Origin of the sequence: Geodermatophilus africanus (assembly GCF_900107105.1) — a bacterium.
In the GTDB taxonomy this organism is placed as follows: Bacteria; Actinomycetota; Actinomycetes; order Mycobacteriales; family Geodermatophilaceae; genus Geodermatophilus; species Geodermatophilus africanus.
Genome location: NZ_FNOT01000002.1, coordinates 191,623 through 206,677 on the forward strand (window position 1 = coordinate 191,623; position 15,055 = coordinate 206,677).

Consider the following 15,055-nt stretch of genomic DNA (forward strand, 5'->3'; position numbering starts at 1 on the left):
CTGGGAGCCCGCCCCCCGCACCGTGAGCAGCGGGTGAGCGTCACTCCCGCGGGTCCGGCACCGCGGGCGCGCAGGAGGGCGGCGTCGAGCGCGGGACGTCCAGCGCGGGGTTGCGGTCGAAGAAGCCGACCGGCACGAGCCGGAAACCGGCGACCTCGACCGGCACGACCGGCCAGTCCTCCGGGCGCGGGACATGGGTCGACCCGAAGGTGTGCCACAGCACGACGTCCTCGTCCTCCAGCGACCGGTTCCCGGCCACGAACGCCGGCAGCCCGCCCTCGTCGGCCAGGTCTCCGGCGGCGTACCGCTGCGCGGGGTTGTACCGGGTCACCCACAGGTGCCGGGTCGCGAACGCCGCCCGGCCGTGGACGGATGACGCCTCGTCGGTCAGCAGCACCGGCCTGCCTTCGGGGACGAGCGCGTACGCGACCGGCTGACCGAGCCGGTTGGTCACCGAGGGGTTCACCACGTGCCACTCCCGGTCGGCCAGCGGGTCGGCCGTGCGCTGGGCCGTCCACTCCCGCGTGAGCACCGTGCGCCGACGGCGGAGGACGTCGCCGTGGGGGGCGGTCCGGCTGACCCGCCCCCGCACCACGTCCACCTCGTGGACCGTGTTCGCCTGCCCGTCGACCGCCATGTCCAGCCGGGCGCAGAACAGGTGCTGGCGGCACGGCGCCCCCGGTCCGGGCGCGACCTCCGTCGCACACGGGTACTCGGCGCCGCGGTGGACGGAGGCGAAGGGCAGGGCGGCCGCCCGCACCTCGAGCCGGATCGTCCCGTCGAGGTACAGGGACCAGGAGAACGCGTAGTCGTAGCCCCCGACGGTGGTGGCGGTCCGGACCACCAGCCGCCGCTGCCGCCGGGTCTCGGACGTGGCGGGGGAGAAGTCCGTGCGCCCCCAGAGCACACCGGCGTCCTCCTCGCGCAGGCAGACCGCGTGCGGCACGACCCGGGGCCGGCCGTGGTCGTCGGCGAGGACGACGTCGAGGTGGTGGCGCCCGTCCCGGCAGTCACAGCCCGGTCCGGGGGAGGCGGCGAACCGGCCGAAGAGGTACTCGCCGGTGTCGGGGTACTCCTGCCAGCAGCGCGCCGGGAACGGGTCGGCGTGCGGCAGCACCATCTCGGCGATCGACGCGCGGTGGAGGACCGACCGGCCGCCGTGGGTGACCTGGTGCAGCGACAGCCCCTCGCGGCTGTCGAAGCCGATGCGGAACTCCCAGCCCGCCCAGCGCACGACGTCGTCCCCGACGGCGGGGTCCGGCCCCTCCGGCCGTCCGGTGCCGGTGCGTCCGGCGTCCGTCCGGGGTCGGCCGGCGTGCAGCGGCGCGTCCCCCGGCCCCCGCGGCGCCGGCACCGGCAGGTCGAGCGCGTCGTGCACGGCGACGGTCCGCCGCCGGGGCAGGTCGACGTGGGCGACGAGGCCGTCGACGGGGGAGGCCCACGGGCCGTAGTGCGGATCGGCCTGGGGGAAGCCGAGCACGCGGATCGTGCGGCACCCGTACTCCTCTGCGGAGCCGTACATCCCGGCGGTGATCGGGACCGCGCGGACGCTGCCGACCTCCAGCCCGCGGCGCGCGATTGCAGCCGCCCAGCGCTCGTCAGCGGCCAGGATCCCCTCGACCTCCGCGAAGTCCTCGGCCAGCAGCGGGACCCGACCCTCGGGAGCCACTGGGAACCCGACGTCGCGCACGACGGCCCGGCGGGTCAGCGACACCGAGAGGTCGCGGGCCCGGCCGGCGGGCCGGTCGAGCAGCAGCACCCGCACGCGCCGGTCGACGTCCGTGCCGGGGCTCCAGCGGAGGACCTCGGCCTTGTCCGGCTCCTCGGGAGCGACGTGGACGAAGCGGGTCGTGCTGGTGAGGGTCCCGGCGACCAGGTCCCGGACCTCGTCGATCTCCCCGGCGGTTAGTGGCGACAGCGGGTGGCGGCACGCGGTGACAGGGGGTGCGGTCGCGGTCATCGCGGTCTCCTCGGACGGGGACACCCACCCTGGCCCAAGCAGCCGCCGGTGCTCTACGGACCTCCGACCCGCCATGGCCCCCTGCAGGGTCCCGCCGCGAGCTCGCGAGTGGCGGGGGGCAGGGGGTCCTTTCTCAGGCAGTGCCCTCCGCGGCGATCAGCTCGGCGACGGCCTGCGGCCGGGTCGAGCAGTCGTCGTCCGAGGGGGGCTGCTCGCCGGCCAGCCCGGTCACGCCGGCGTCCTCGACGGGCTGGAACCCGAGGCGCTCGATGTGCCGGGGCACCCGCTTCTGCGCGTTGATGACGTGCGAGCGGGAGAGCCAGCCCTGGCCGTCGGCGACGTCGAAGTCCAGGCCGCCGCCGGGCGCGCGCTGCACGTGGCCGGGGGAGGGCAGCAGCCCGACCAGCTGCACGGCCTGCTCCACCGGGAGGTCCTGCGGCGGGCGGTCGAAGTAGTACCAGCTGGCCGCGCAGACGCCGTAGAGCGACGGCCCGAACTGGGCGTAGTTCACGTAGAGCTCGAGCACCCGCCGGTCGTCGATGGCCAGGGCCAGCTCCGCGGAGAGGCCGGCCTCGACCGCCTTGCGCCAGGCGCTCATCTCCTGGTTGAGGAACAGGTTCTTGGCGACCTGCTGCGGGATGGTCGAGCCCGACGGGTCCTCCTCCCCGGACAGGTGCGCCAGTGCGCGGGCCCACATCTCGCCCCAGGTGAAGGCGCCCGGGCGATAGGGCAGCTTGGCGTCCTCGTGCGCGATGACCGCGGCGAGGAAGTTGCGCGACACGTGCTCGACCGGCACCGACTGCTGGATCGCGCCGTTCGGGTTGGCCGCCATGAACGCCGTCGTCGGCGGGTCGACCCAGCGCAGCGAGAGCATCACCAGCGCCTGGACGACGAAGCCGACGGCGAGCACCTTCGCGATCCGCCGGGTGAACAGCCGGCGCGTGCCGGAACGAGGCCGGTCCGACCGCGCGTCGCGGACCCGTCGGCCGTCGGCGGGGCGCGGCTCCTCGTCGTGGTGGTCCCGGCGGCGGAACCGGCGTCCGCGGCGCTCCTCCGGTGGGGGGCCGTACCGGTCGGCGACCTCGTCCCACGACGAGCGCGGCGGGACCGGGGCCGACCCGTCGTACCCGGACCAGTCGTCCGCGGGCCGGTCGGCGGTCGTGGTCCCGCGGGTCCGGCGGCGGACGGTGGGCCAGCGATCCGGTGAGCCGTGCGGCATGGGCGGTGTTCTCCCTGGTGGACGCGAACCGTCATGGTACGGCGGCGGAGCGTGAGGCCGGGGCACCCGCGCTGAGTTCCGTGCCACCGGACGGTCTGCCCTCTATGACGACGATCCAGCTCGACCTCGGTGCGCAGGCGGCCGCGGTGGCCCGGGTGGTGGCCGGCGTCCGCGACGACCAGCTCGGCGACCCGACCCCGTGCGCCGGCACGTCCGTGGCCGGACTGCTCGCCCACCTGGCCGGCCTGACGACCGCCTTCCGCATGGCCGCCGAGAAGATCCCGGTCCACGGCGGGCCCTCCGCGTCGCCGGACGACCTGCCGCCCGACTGGCGCACCCGGCTGCCCGCGCAGCTCGACGAACTGGTCGCCGCGTGGCGGCAGCCCTCTGCGTGGGAGGGGACCGCCACGGCCGGCGGCGTGACGATGCCCGCGCCGGTCGCGGGGATCGTGGCCCTGGACGAGGTGCTGGTGCACGGCTGGGACCTCGCCGTCGCCACCGCCCAGGACTACCCGGCCGACCCGGCGTCGGTGGCGGCGTGCACGGGGTTCGCCGAGCAGTCCGCCGCCGAGGGCCCCACGCCGGGGCTGTTCGGCCCGCCGGTCCCGGTGCAGGACGACGCCCCGCCGCTGGACCGGCTGCTCGGGCTCACCGGCCGCGACCCCGCCTGGCGCCGTCCGGGGAGCTGAACGCCGTCCGGGGAGTTGAACGCCGTCCGGGGAGCTGAACGCCGTCTCGACCGCTGAGCCCCGTCACGACGCAGGTCCCGAGCGTGACCAGCGCGCAGGCGCATCGGGGATCCGCTGGTCACGGGGGAGTGTCGTCCCCGAGGCTCGCGGCGGGCAGGAGGTGGCCATGGCGGTCTACGCGTACCGGTGCGCCGACCACGGGGTGCACGAGGTCAGCCGGCCCATCGGCACCGCCGCCGAGCGCGAGCCCTGCCCGGACTGCGCCGCGCCCACGTCGCGGGTGTTCACGGCGCCCCGCCTGTCGTCCGGGTCGGCGAGCGCCCGGGCGCTGGTCGACCGCACCGCGCGCAGCGCCTCCGAGCCCGCGGTGGTGTCCGCGCCCCCGCCGTCCCGGCGGCCCGTACCCCGCGCGACCGACCCGAGGCTCGCGAAGCTGCCCCGTCCCTGATCCCGGAGGTGTCCCGTGCCCGACGTCGTCTTCCCCCTCGACTCCACCAGGCGCTTCGTCGACCAGGACCTCGTCGGTCACAACCGCTGGCACCCCGACATCCCCGCGGCGGTCACCGTGCGACCCGGCGACACCTTCCGCGTGCACTGCCGGGAGTGGTTCGACGGGGCCATCCACGACGACGACTCGGCCGACGACGTCCGGGACGCGCCGCTGTCGACGGTGCACTGCCTGAGCGGGCCGATCGCGGTGGAGGGCGCCCGGCCCGGTGACCTGCTGATGGTCGACATCCTCGACGTCGGGCCGATCCCGCAGGAGGACTCCGGACCGCTGGCCGGGCAGGGCTGGGGCTACACCGGCATCTTCGCCACGCAGAACGGCGGCGGCTTCCTCACCGAGCAGTTCCCCGACGCGTACAAGGTGATCTGGGACTTCCGCGGCCAGACGGCGACCTCCCGGCACGTCCCCGGGGTGTCGTTCACCGGACTCATCCACCCCGGGCTGATGGGCACCGCGCCGTCGGCGGATCTGCTCGCGACCTGGAACCGGCGGGAGGGCGCGCTCATCGCGACCGACCCGGACCGGGTGCCACCGCTGGCGCTGCCGCCGCTGCCGCAGGACGCCGTCCTCGGCTCGCTGTCCGGCGCGGACTTCGACCGGGTCGCCGCCGAGGCCGCGCGCACCGCGCCGCCCCGGGAGAACGGCGGCAACCAGGACATCAAGAACTTCTCCAAGGGCAGCCGGGTCTTCTACCCGGTGTTCGTGGACGGGGCGAACCTGTCCGTGGGCGACCTGCACTTCTCCCAGGGGGACGGCGAGATCACCTTCTGCGGCGCCATCGAGATGGGCGGCTTCATCGACCTGCACGTCGACGTCATCCGCGGCGGGATGGAGACCTACGGCGTCGCGGAGAACGCGATCTTCATCCCGGGCAACGTCGAGCCCCGGTACGAGCGGTACCTGGCCTTCTCGGGGACGTCGGTGACGCTGGACGGCGAGCAGCGCTACCTGGACTCCTCGCTGGCCTACCAGCGGGCCTGCCTCCACGCGATCGACTACCTGACCACGTTCGGCTACACGCCCGAGCAGGGCTACATGATCCTGGGCGCCGCGCCGATCGAGGGCCGGCTCTCCGGCGTGGTCGACATCCCGAACTCGTGCGCGACCGTCTACCTGCCGACCGGGATCTTCGACTTCCCCGTGGAGCCGTCGGCCTCCGGACCGGCCCGGATCGACCCCGGCCAGGGCGTGCCGCGCTCGACGTTCTGAGCGCGCGGCCGCATCAGGGCAGCTCGCGGGCCAGCCGCTCGATCGGTCCGGACCAGGCGTCCGGCGTCGTCCACACGAAGCTGTGCGCGCCGGGCACGGTGCAGAACCGGCCGTCGGGGGCCAGGCCGGCGAGCTCGCGCGCCCACGCTTCGGTGCACAGCCGGTCCTGGTCGCCGTGCAGCACGAGCACCGGGACCGGCACCTGCGGGACGACGTCCTCCAGGGCGTCGGCGAGGTGCACCTTGAGCGCGTGCCGGACCCGCCCCAAGCCCGCTCGCTGCCGATCGGAGACGTGCTGCTCGTCGAGGCTCGGCAGCTCGTGCGGGTGGTTGCGGCGCCAGGCCAGCAGGATCCGCCGCGTGCTGCGGAACCGCGGGTCCATGGTGGGGCTGGCCAGGACCAGCGCCCGCACGACCCCAGGACGGCGGACCGCGACGCGGGCAGCCACCTGGGTGCCGCTGGAGTGCCCCGCGAGCACGACCTGGTCGAGGCCGCTGCCGTCGAGCCACTGCACCCCGGCGTCGGCGAACTGGGCGACGTCCAGCGGGTGCGGCGGCTCCCCGCTGCCGGAGAAGCCGGGCAGCTCGACCAGGGAGGCGCGGGTCCAGGCGCCGAGTGTGCACAGTGCGGGCTGGAGGTAGTCGGCCACCGCCAGGCCGGGGACGACGACCACCTCCGGGACGGGCTCGCGCCGCGTGCCCACCGTGCGGCTGCGCATGACGCCCCAGGTGGTGGGGCGGTGGGCGAGCGCGACGCCGGGGTCGGCAGCCATGGCGCGACGGTAGCCGTCGGCGTGCGCTGCGACCGGACGGCGTTGCTGGTTGACTCCCCGCAGACGGTGAGCCGAGCCGTCCAGGTCGGCCCGGAGGGGTTCGCCATGGCCACGACGGTCGCGGGGATGTCGAAGCAGCAGCTGGCGCGGGCGCTGGGCGCCACGGGAGCGGCCTTCGGGCTGATCAGCGTCGTCGCGCCCAGAATGGTCGCCGGGACCTACGGGGTGCCGGTCACCCCGGCCGGCCTGCAGCTGCAGCGGCTGTTCGGCAGCCACGCGCTGGCGATCTCGGTCCTGACGCTGAGCGCGCAGACCGAGGAGGAGACGAACCGCGGGCTGGCCGTGGTGGCCGGCATGAACGCGATCGACGCGCTGACCGCACTGGCGGCGGCTGCGCAAGCCGGGCGGGCGACCACGCTGCGGGCGGTCGCCAGCTCGCTGGCCTACGGGGCGGCCGCGCTGGTGGTCCGCTCCATGAGGGGCTGACGCCGGCAGACGTCCTCAGCGCCGCTGCCGGTCGGCCTCCTGACGCCCGCGGTGGTCCCGGCGTCGACCAGCGTGAGGCGGCGGAGCGACTGCGGCGGGGTGCCCGGGGAGACCCGCACGAACCCCGTGACCATCACGGTGTGCACCGCGGTCCGGCGGGTGCGCCCGCTGACCAAGCTGAACGGGATCGCGGAGTCACGGAGCGTGCGAGGCGGGCAGGGTACGGCGGTTCCTCCGGCACCGAGAGTGCTGCCCCGGTACCCGACGGGTGATCTGGGCCACCATCGGACTCCCTGCGATGGCACCGCTGCGGTCCCGCTCCCCGAGGAGAACCCGTGCACGTACGCCCGACGACGCGCCCGCGCCGCCTCCTGATCGTCCTGCTGGCTCTGTTCGGCCTGCTCGCCACCGGTTCCCCGGCGCTCGCCGCCCCCGCCGCCGGGCACGAAGCCGGCGGGAGGCACCCGGACGCGACCTACCTGGCGCTGGGCGACTCCGTGCCCTTCGGCTACCGCGGCGGCGAACCACCGGAGGTCTATGCCGACGCGGAGAACCTGACCGGCTATCCCGAGCTCGTCGCCCGCTGGCTGGACCTCGACCTGCTCAACGCCAGCTGCCCAGGGGAGACGACCGCGAGCTTCATCGACGAGACGGCGCAGAGCAACGGCTGCCAGAACAGCCTGGGCTCCGACGTCGGGTACCGCGACCGGTTCCCGCTGCACGTCGACTACGCGGGCGCGCAGCTGGAGTACGCGGCCGAGGTGCTGCAGGAGAACCGCGACGTCCGGCTGGTCACCCTGCAGATCGGTGCCAACGACGCCTTCATCTGCCAGCAGACGATCGGCTGCGACACCCCGGAGGAGGGCGCTGCGCTCGCTGCGCAGGTCGGGCGGAACGTCGAGCGCATCCTCGGCGCGCTGCGCGGGGAGGGCGGTTACACCGGACGGATCGCGGTCGTCACCTACTACGCGCTCGACTACACCGACCCGGCCAGTGTCCAGGCGGTCCAGGGGCTGAACGCCGCGCTCGCCGCCGCGGCCGGGACCCACGGGGCCGTGGTCGCCGACGGCTTCGCGACGTTCGCACCGAGGGCGCTGGCCGCCGGCGGCAGCTCGATCGACGCCGGGCTGGTGCTGCCGGACGACGTCCACCCGACGCGGAAGGGACACCGGTTGCTGGCCCGGGCGGTCGTGCAGGCCGTCGGGCACTGAGCCCGGCTGGTCTGGCGTCTCAGCCGACCAGGAATGCGGTGGCCTGCGGGCCGTCGCCGTCCACGCAGGAGCCGGTGGCGACGAGGCCGGCGTCCGCACCGACCGGGGCGACGTCGCCGAGCACCGCGGCGCCGGCGCACAGCGCCACCGTGGCGGTCCGCTCGCCGCTGGCCAGGTCGATGGTGACCAGCTCGGCGGGGTAGGAGAGGTCGGCCTGCGGCACCCACGCGGTGGCGCCGTCGGGGGAGAGGACGACGTCGAGCGCGGAGTCGCCGACCCCGTCCAGCTCGACCGAGGTGGCGACCGCGCCGTCCACCACGGTGACCAGCCGGCCGAGCCTCCGGCCGTCGCTGACGTGGGCGGTGGCGACGACGGTGCCGTCGGCGGTGACGTCGACATCGGCCGGTGCGCCGACGGAGGCGTCGGGTGCGACGTCGACCGGCTCGCCGACCGGCCGCAGGTCGTCGTCGTAGGCGGTGACCAGGGCCCGCCCCTCCGCGGCCTCGACCAGCGCGACGACGCCGCCGTCCGGGCGCGCGGCGAGCGCGGCGACCGTGCCCCCGGGCACGACCGGCGCGGTCATGGTGACCACGCCGGCGGCCAGGTCGACGGCGAGCAGCTGCGCCGGGCCCGGGGCGGCGAGCGCCAGGGCGGCGTACAGCGTGCGGTCGTCGGCGGAGAGCGCGGTCGCCGCCCGGTCGGGGCGCTGGCCGAGGGCGGTGACCTTCGCCTGCCCGTCGGGCCGGACGGTGAGCAGCTGATACCCGCTGGTCGGGCCGGTGCTGGCGACGAGGAACGAGCCGTCGGCCAGCACGCTGAGCTCGGCGTCGTCGCCGACGGCGGGCAGTTCGAGCAGCGGGGTCGCCGTCGGGCCGTCCTCGCCGCCGGCGACCTCGACCAGCCAGGCCCGCGTGCCGCCGTCCCGGAGCAGGGCGACCGGGTCGCCGCCGGGGTCGGCCGCGAGGTCGAGCAGCCGAGCGTCGCCGCCGACGGCCGCGTCGAGGTCGACGGTGCCGAGCAGTGCGGGACCGCCGTCCCCTCCGGGGCGCGGGGACGGACCCCCGTTCCCGCCGTCCGTGCACGCCGCGACCGCGAGGACGGCGGCGAGGACCGCGGCGGTGCGGCGGACGCGGGGCATGACGGCTCCGGGGTGGGCAGACGCCGAGCCTGCGGCGGGTGCGGGCGCTCGGCAACTCGGGCGCGGCGGCTGACGCGGCTGGGGCGCGTGTGACTGGCTCGTCCGGACGCGGCGGATGGGTGCCGATGAGCCGGGGGAGACGACGGACTGTTCTCTACCCCCGTCGTCGCGGGAGTGGCTCGGTATGGCGGCATGGCAGCGACGACTCGGTGATGGCCTGGCGGTGCTCGGAGGCGCCCGCCCCGACGTGCTGGAGGTGGCGCCCGGGGCGCGGCCGCGGTTCGTGGCGCTGGGCGGCGTCCTGCTGAGCACCGGCGGGCTGGCCGTCGTCTCGATGGCCTTCGCCGTGGCGATGGCGCTGGGCGTGTGGTGGCCGCTGGCGCTGCTGGTCGGCCTGGGCTGGGGCGCGGTCGTGGTCAACCTCGACCGGATGCTGCTGGTCGGGATGGCGCACGACGCCTCGCTGAGGCGGAACCTGGTGCTCGCCGTCCCCCGGGTGGGCCTGGCGCTGATCCTGGGCGCGGTGATCGCGACCCCGCTGACCCTGCAGGTGTTCTCCTCCGAGATCGACACCGAGGTCAAGGCGATGCAGGTGGAGGCGGCCGACGCCTACCGCGAGTCGCTGGAGACGGACGCGCGCTTCGCCGGGCTGGCCGAGCTGCGCGAGGAGGTGGCGCTGCAGGAGTCCATCGTGGCCTCCGGTGGCGTCGCGGACCCGCAGCTGGCGGTCGTGCACGGCGACGCGACGACGGCGCAGCAGGCCTACGACGCGGCGCTGGTCACGCAGCGCGAGCTCGAGGCGAAGGCGCAGTGCGAGCTCGACGGCACCTGCGGCACCGGGGACGCCGGCACCGGCCAGGCGTACGTGGAGGCGAGAGCGGCTGCGGACGCGCAGGCGGCGGTGGTGGCCTCGGCGCGGTCGGCGCTGGATACGGCCACGGCGGCGGCCTCGGCGGCGGAGGGGCGCGCGGCCGAGCTGGCGTCGGCGTCGCTGGAGACCGACCGGGCGGAGCTCTCGCGGCTGACGGCGGAGCAGACCCGGCTGCAGACGGCGTTCGACGCGACCAACGAGGAGTCGGCGGGGATCCTGGCGCGGCTGGAGGCGCTCGACCGGCTGGGCGACCGCAACGCGACCCTGGCCGCGGCGCAGCTGATGCTGTCGCTGCTGTTCATGAGCATCGAGATCCTGCCGGTGCTGATGAAGCTGCTGCTGAACTTCGGCCCGCCGTCGGCCTACGACAAGCTCGCGGCGCTGCGGGACTCCGGTGACGTGGAGATCGAGGAGCTGCAGAAGGAGTCGCGGCTGACCGTGGCGGCGGCCCGCGAGGAGATGCTCGTGATGGCCGAGAAGGAGCGGATCGACCGGCAGAAGGCCGCGATCGTCGCCCGGCGGGAGACCGCCGAGGCGGCCGCCCGGGCCGAGCGGGCGGCCGCGGTCCGCGCCGCCGAGCGGGCCGCTGCCGCGCCGGCTGTCGAGCCGGCCGCGGACGGCCTGCGGCCGTGGGACACCGGCCCGATGCGCCTGGCTCGCTCGGTCCTCGGCGCCCGCCGCCGTCCGTCCGACCGCGTGCCTGCCGGCGTCTGAGCGAGGTCCGTCCCTGGCGTCCTCCGCGCGCTCGTCCCCTGCCCGCCACGGTGGGCAGGGGACGAGCGCGCAGAGGAGGCACCGGCCCGGCGCTCGGCGGACGTCGCTGCGCCGGACCAGCAGTCAGCGGCCGCCGGCGCCCGGCACGTGCGGCTCCGGGGTGGCGGCCCGGCGGGCGCGCGGCGGTCGCGATCCGCGCGCGGACGGCGCCGCCCGCCGGTCGTCGTGGGTCAGACGGTCTCCGGTACCCGCAGGTGTGCCATGGCCACGTCCATCTCGGCGACCTCCAGGATCTCCGCCTCCATGGACCGGGCGAACTCCCCGCGGATGCTCCGCATCTGCTCGCGGGCCCGCTCCATGGCGTCGCGGCTCTCGAACGAGACGGTGCCGACCGCCCGGCCGCTCTCCCGGTCCATCATGAGGCTGGCGCTGCAGAAGCCGGGCATGTCCTCGAACCTCGGCAGCAGGACCATCCGGAAGCCGTCGGCGAGTCGGTCCATCTGCGCCGGGTCCAGGCGGGACCAGGTGACCCGCGCGCTGCCGCCGTCCCCGAGCGGGTGCTCCCGGTGCAGGACGGCGATCTCCCACTCCTGCACCTCGGGCTCACCCCCGAAGGTCTGCACCAGGCGTTCGCGCATCGGACGGATCCGCTCGGCGCTGGCGCGCATGGCCTCCTCGTCGCGCCAGGCCGACGTGGCGATGCAGCGGCCGGTGTCGCGCTCGACGAGCATCGACATGCCGATACAGCCGTCCATCTGCTGGATGGCGGGCATCGCCTCGTCGCGCAGGTAGGCGATGCCGTCGTCGATCGCTGCGGGCATGCCCCGGATGGTGGTGGATCGGGCGTACATGTCACCGCTCCTCTCCTGTGGCGGCGACGCCCCTGCGGCACCGCCGCGTGGTCGAGGGTCCTCGTCTCCAGGGCGGGGGACAACGGCCGGTGCGCCCGCGGCGGGCCGGCTGCCCGCTGTGTCGTGGCGCAGGCGGCGGTTAGCCTCGGACGGGTGCTGGGCGAGCTGCGGCCGATGCTCACCGATTCCGTTCTCCGCCGGTCGGTCGGCCACGAGGCCTTCCGCCGCGGCGCGGCCTACGCCAGCGCGGGCCGCGTCTCGGACGTCGCCTGGTCCCGCGGCCTCGCCCAGGTCGACGCCGTGGTGGTCGGCAGCGGGGGACGCCGGTACCAGACCGTCGCCGCCTACGACGCCGGGGCCGACCGCTGGTGGGGGGACTGCAGCTGCCCCGTGGGCGAGGACTGCAAGCACGTCGCCGCCGTCCTGATCGCCGGCCGGGAGTCGCTGGAGGGCCCGCGGCCGGCGTCGGCTGCCCGCGCCCCCCAGTGGGAGACGGCGCTCGCCGACCTGGTGCAGCCCGCCGCGGCGTCCGGGCAGCGGGCCGGCACTCCGGTCGCCCTGCAGTTCGAGGTCGAGGCGGCGCCGACCGGCCGGGATTCCCAGCCGTCCATCAGGCTGCGCCCGGTCGTGCCCGGCGCCAAGGGGCGCTGGATCCGCACGGGCGTCTCGTGGCGGACCCTGCAGTACGACTACTACTCGCAGCGCGACCCGGCGCACGCTGCCGCGCTGCGCGCGCTGCACCGCGCCCACCAGGTCAGCGACGACGGCCCCGGGTACTACGGCTACGGGGACCCGCCGGTGCTGCTGGAGGAGTTCGGCCCCGCGCTGTGGCCGGCGCTGCAGCAGGCCCTGGACGACGGCGTGGCGCTGGTGAGCACCCGCGGTGGGCCGGTCCGGCTGGCCACGGACGCCGCGCAGCTCGTCGTCGACCTGCGCCGGGAGACCGACGACCTGCTGCTGGAGCCGGTGGTCGACCTCGGCTCCGGCGTCCGCCTCCCCGCCCGGACGGTGCGACTGCTCGGCAGCCCGCCGCACGGCGCCGTGCTCCTCCCCGACGACCCGGCACTGCCCCCCGACCTCGTACCCGAGCGGGGGCTGCTGCTCGTGCCGCTCGAGCGGGTGCCCCGGCTCGCCGGCGGTCTGCTCGCCGCCGGGTCGCTGCGCGTGCCCGCGGCCGACCGCGCGCGCTTCCTGACCCGGTTCTACCCCGCACTGCACCGCGCGCTGCCGGTCCGCTCCTCCGACGGGTCGGTGGAGCTGCCGGAGGTGCTCCCCCCGCAGCTGTGCCTGCACGTGGACCACGCCGGGGATCACCGGGCCCGGCTGACCTGGGCGGTGCAGTACCGGACGGGCGAGGACGTCCGGCGGCTGCCGCTGGCGGGGGAGGACGGCGCTCCGGACGCCGGGCGCGACCTCGCCGCCGAGGCGCGGCTGCTGCGGTCGCTGCCGTTGCCGGCGGACCGGTTGCCCCGGCTGTGGCAGGACGGCCCGGAACGGCGGCTCGCGCCGACCGCCGAGCTGCGTGGCATGGACACCGTCGTCCTCACGACCGAGGTGCTGCCCCGGCTGGCGGACGCCGGCGTGCTGGTGGAGGGAACCGGCGAGCCCGCGGACTACCGGCACACCGAGGCGGCCCCGGTCGTGCAGGTGTCGGCCACGGACGGCGACGACGCCGACTGGTTCGACCTCGGCGTCACGGTCTCGGTGGACGGCGAGGACATCCCGTTCGCGCTGCTGTTCGCCGCGCTGGCGGCCGGCGACTCGCACCTGGTGCTGCCCAGCGGGACGTGGTTCGACATCCGCCGTCCGGAGTTCGACCGGCTGCGCCGGCTGATCGACGAGGCACGGGCGCTGCAGGACGCCGAGCGGCCGGGGCTGCGGATCAGCCGCTACCAGGCCGGGCTGTGGGAGGAGCTCGTCGAGCTCGGGGTCGTGGCCGAGCAGAGCGAGCGGTGGGCGCGCGACGTCCGGACGCTGCTCGAGGTGGACGACGCGGCGCCGCCCGCGGCGCCCGCCGGGCTGGCCGCGCAGCTGCGGCCCTACCAGCTGCAGGGCTACCAGTGGCTCTCCGTGCTCTGGGACGCCGGGCTCGGCGGCGTGCTCGCCGACGACATGGGGCTGGGCAAGACGCTGCAGGCGCTTGCGCTGGTGTGCCGGGCGGCGGAGGCCGGCGAGCTCATCGCCCCGGTGCTCGTCGTGGCCCCGACCAGCGTGGTGTCGAACTGGGCGCGCGAGGCGGCACGGTTCGCGCCCGGACTCGACGTCCGGACCATCGCGGCCACCGGCCGCAAGCTGGGCGTGCCGCTGGCCGAGGCGGTCGACGGCGCCGACCTCGTGATCACCTCGTACACGCTGCTGCGGCTCGGCGAGGACGACTACCGCGCGCTGCCGTGGAGCGGGCTGGTGCTCGACGAGGCGCAGTTCGTGAAGAACCACCAGGCGAAGACGTACGCCGCCGCGCGGCGGCTGCCGGCCCGGTTCAAGTTGGCGGTCACCGGCACGCCGGTGGAGAACGACCTGATGGACCTGTGGTCGATGCTCTCGATCGTGGCGCCGGGGCTGTTCCCGAGCCCCCAGCGGTTCACCGAGCACTACCGGACGCCGATCGAGAGGGGCGGCGACGCCGACGTGCTGGCCGCGCTGCGCCGCCGGATCCGGCCGCTGATGCGCCGCCGGACCAAGGAGCAGGTCGCCGCCGAGCTGCCGCCCAAGCAGGAGCAGGTGCTGGAGGTCGTGCTGAACCCGAGGCACCGCAAGGTGTACGACACCCACCTGCAGCGGGAGCGGCGCAAGGTCCTGGGCCTCGTCGACGACCTGCAGAAGAACCGGTTCACGATCTTCCGGTCGCTGACCCTGCTGCGGCAGCTGGCCCTCGACGCGTCACTGGTCGACGAGGCCCACGCCGGCGTCCGGTCGTCGAAGGCCGACGCGTTCCTGGAGCACCTGCAGGAGGTGGTGGCGGAGGGCCACCGGGCGCTGGTGTTCAGCTCGTTCACCGGCTTCCTGGGCACGGTGCGGGCGCGGCTGGACGCCCACGGCCTGCCGTACGCCTACCTCGATGGGCGCACGCGGGACCGGCAGCGGCGGATCGACGAGTTCCGCAGCGGGCGCGCGCCGGTCTTCCTGATCAGCCTCAAGGCCGGCGGGTTCGGGCTGAACCTGACCGAGGCCGACTACGTCTTCGTGCTCGACCCGTGGTGGAACCCGGCGACGGAGGCGCAGGCGGTCGACCGGGCGCACCGGATCGGCCAGGACAAGACGGTGATGGTGTACCGGCTGGTGGCCGCCGGGACCATCGAGGAGAAGGTCCTGGCGCTGCAGGAGCGCAAGCGCGACCTGTTCGCCCGGGTGATGGACGACGACGGCGGCGCGTTGTCCGGGGCGCTGACGGCCGACGACATCCGCGGCCTGTTCGCCTGAGCCCAGC

General features: G+C 75.6%; 12 protein-coding genes. 7 read left to right on the forward strand and 5 right to left on the reverse strand.

What is annotated here, in order from left to right:
* Nucleotides 1-40: 40 nt before the first annotated feature.
* Together BLW63_RS03540 and BLW63_RS03545 are read right to left on the reverse strand one after the other, a co-directional pair.
* Complete coding sequence (locus tag BLW63_RS03540) at nucleotides 41-1,960, reverse strand: primary-amine oxidase (protein WP_091151556.1); 1,920 nt, start codon at nucleotides 1,958-1,960, stop codon at nucleotides 41-43.
* Between the two features lie 133 nt (nucleotides 1,961-2,093).
* Nucleotides 2,094-3,179, reverse strand: coding sequence for a transglycosylase domain-containing protein (locus tag BLW63_RS03545; protein WP_091151558.1), 1,086 nt, complete (start codon nucleotides 3,177-3,179; stop codon nucleotides 2,094-2,096).
* A gap of 104 nt (nucleotides 3,180-3,283) precedes the next feature.
* Here BLW63_RS03545 and BLW63_RS03550 point away from each other — a divergent pair, with 104 nt between their 5' ends.
* The 3 genes from BLW63_RS03550 to fmdA all read left to right on the forward strand — a co-directional run bounded on the left by BLW63_RS03550 (nucleotide 3,284) and on the right by fmdA (nucleotide 5,585).
* Nucleotides 3,284-3,868 (forward strand): TIGR03086 family metal-binding protein, encoded by a 585-nt coding sequence (locus BLW63_RS03550; RefSeq protein WP_091151560.1) that lies wholly within the window; start codon nucleotides 3,284-3,286, stop codon nucleotides 3,866-3,868.
* Between the two features lie 166 nt (nucleotides 3,869-4,034).
* Nucleotides 4,035-4,316: a zinc ribbon domain-containing protein gene (locus BLW63_RS03555; RefSeq protein ID WP_091151562.1), complete on the forward strand. Its 282-nt coding sequence runs from the start codon at nucleotides 4,035-4,037 to the stop codon at nucleotides 4,314-4,316.
* A 15-nt stretch (nucleotides 4,317-4,331) separates the two neighbouring features.
* Nucleotides 4,332-5,585, forward strand: a complete 1,254-nt coding sequence (gene fmdA, locus BLW63_RS03560) for a formamidase (RefSeq protein ID WP_091151564.1) — start codon at nucleotides 4,332-4,334, stop codon at nucleotides 5,583-5,585.
* 13 nt (nucleotides 5,586-5,598) lie between these two features.
* On the opposite strand, the gene BLW63_RS03565 is transcribed toward fmdA, so the two are convergent.
* Complete coding sequence (locus BLW63_RS03565) at nucleotides 5,599-6,357, reverse strand: alpha/beta fold hydrolase (RefSeq protein WP_091151566.1); 759 nt, start codon at nucleotides 6,355-6,357, stop codon at nucleotides 5,599-5,601.
* Between BLW63_RS03565 and BLW63_RS03570 the strand changes: the two genes are divergently transcribed.
* The gene (locus BLW63_RS03570; RefSeq protein WP_139263462.1) at nucleotides 6,325-6,843 is read left to right on the forward strand and encodes a hypothetical protein; all 519 of its coding nucleotides are present in this window, start codon (nucleotides 6,325-6,327) and stop codon (nucleotides 6,841-6,843) included. The genes BLW63_RS03565 and BLW63_RS03570 overlap by 33 nt on opposite strands.
* A 335-nt stretch (nucleotides 6,844-7,178) precedes the next feature.
* On the forward strand, nucleotides 7,179-8,054 hold the full coding sequence (locus BLW63_RS03580) for an SGNH/GDSL hydrolase family protein (RefSeq protein ID WP_091151572.1): 876 nt from the start codon (nucleotides 7,179-7,181) through the stop codon (nucleotides 8,052-8,054).
* A 19-nt stretch (nucleotides 8,055-8,073) separates the two neighbouring features.
* Here the strand turns inward: BLW63_RS03580 and BLW63_RS03585 are convergent, their stop codons facing one another.
* Complete coding sequence (locus BLW63_RS03585) at nucleotides 8,074-9,192, reverse strand: YncE family protein (protein WP_091151574.1); 1,119 nt, start codon at nucleotides 9,190-9,192, stop codon at nucleotides 8,074-8,076.
* A 184-nt stretch (nucleotides 9,193-9,376) separates the two neighbouring features.
* Between BLW63_RS03585 and BLW63_RS03590 the strand changes: the two genes are divergently transcribed.
* Nucleotides 9,377-10,777, forward strand: a complete 1,401-nt coding sequence (locus tag BLW63_RS03590; RefSeq protein ID WP_091151576.1) for a DUF4407 domain-containing protein — start codon at nucleotides 9,377-9,379, stop codon at nucleotides 10,775-10,777.
* A 230-nt stretch (nucleotides 10,778-11,007) separates the two neighbouring features.
* On the opposite strand, the gene BLW63_RS03595 is transcribed toward BLW63_RS03590, so the two are convergent.
* Nucleotides 11,008-11,598, reverse strand: coding sequence for an antibiotic biosynthesis monooxygenase (locus tag BLW63_RS03595; RefSeq protein ID WP_244522329.1), 591 nt, complete (start codon nucleotides 11,596-11,598; stop codon nucleotides 11,008-11,010).
* A 183-nt stretch (nucleotides 11,599-11,781) separates the two neighbouring features.
* On the opposite strand from BLW63_RS03595, the gene BLW63_RS03600 reads away from it, so the two are divergent.
* Nucleotides 11,782-15,048 (forward strand): DEAD/DEAH box helicase, encoded by a 3,267-nt coding sequence (locus BLW63_RS03600; protein WP_091151580.1) that lies wholly within the window; start codon nucleotides 11,782-11,784, stop codon nucleotides 15,046-15,048.
* Nucleotides 15,049-15,055: the final 7 nt, after the last annotated feature.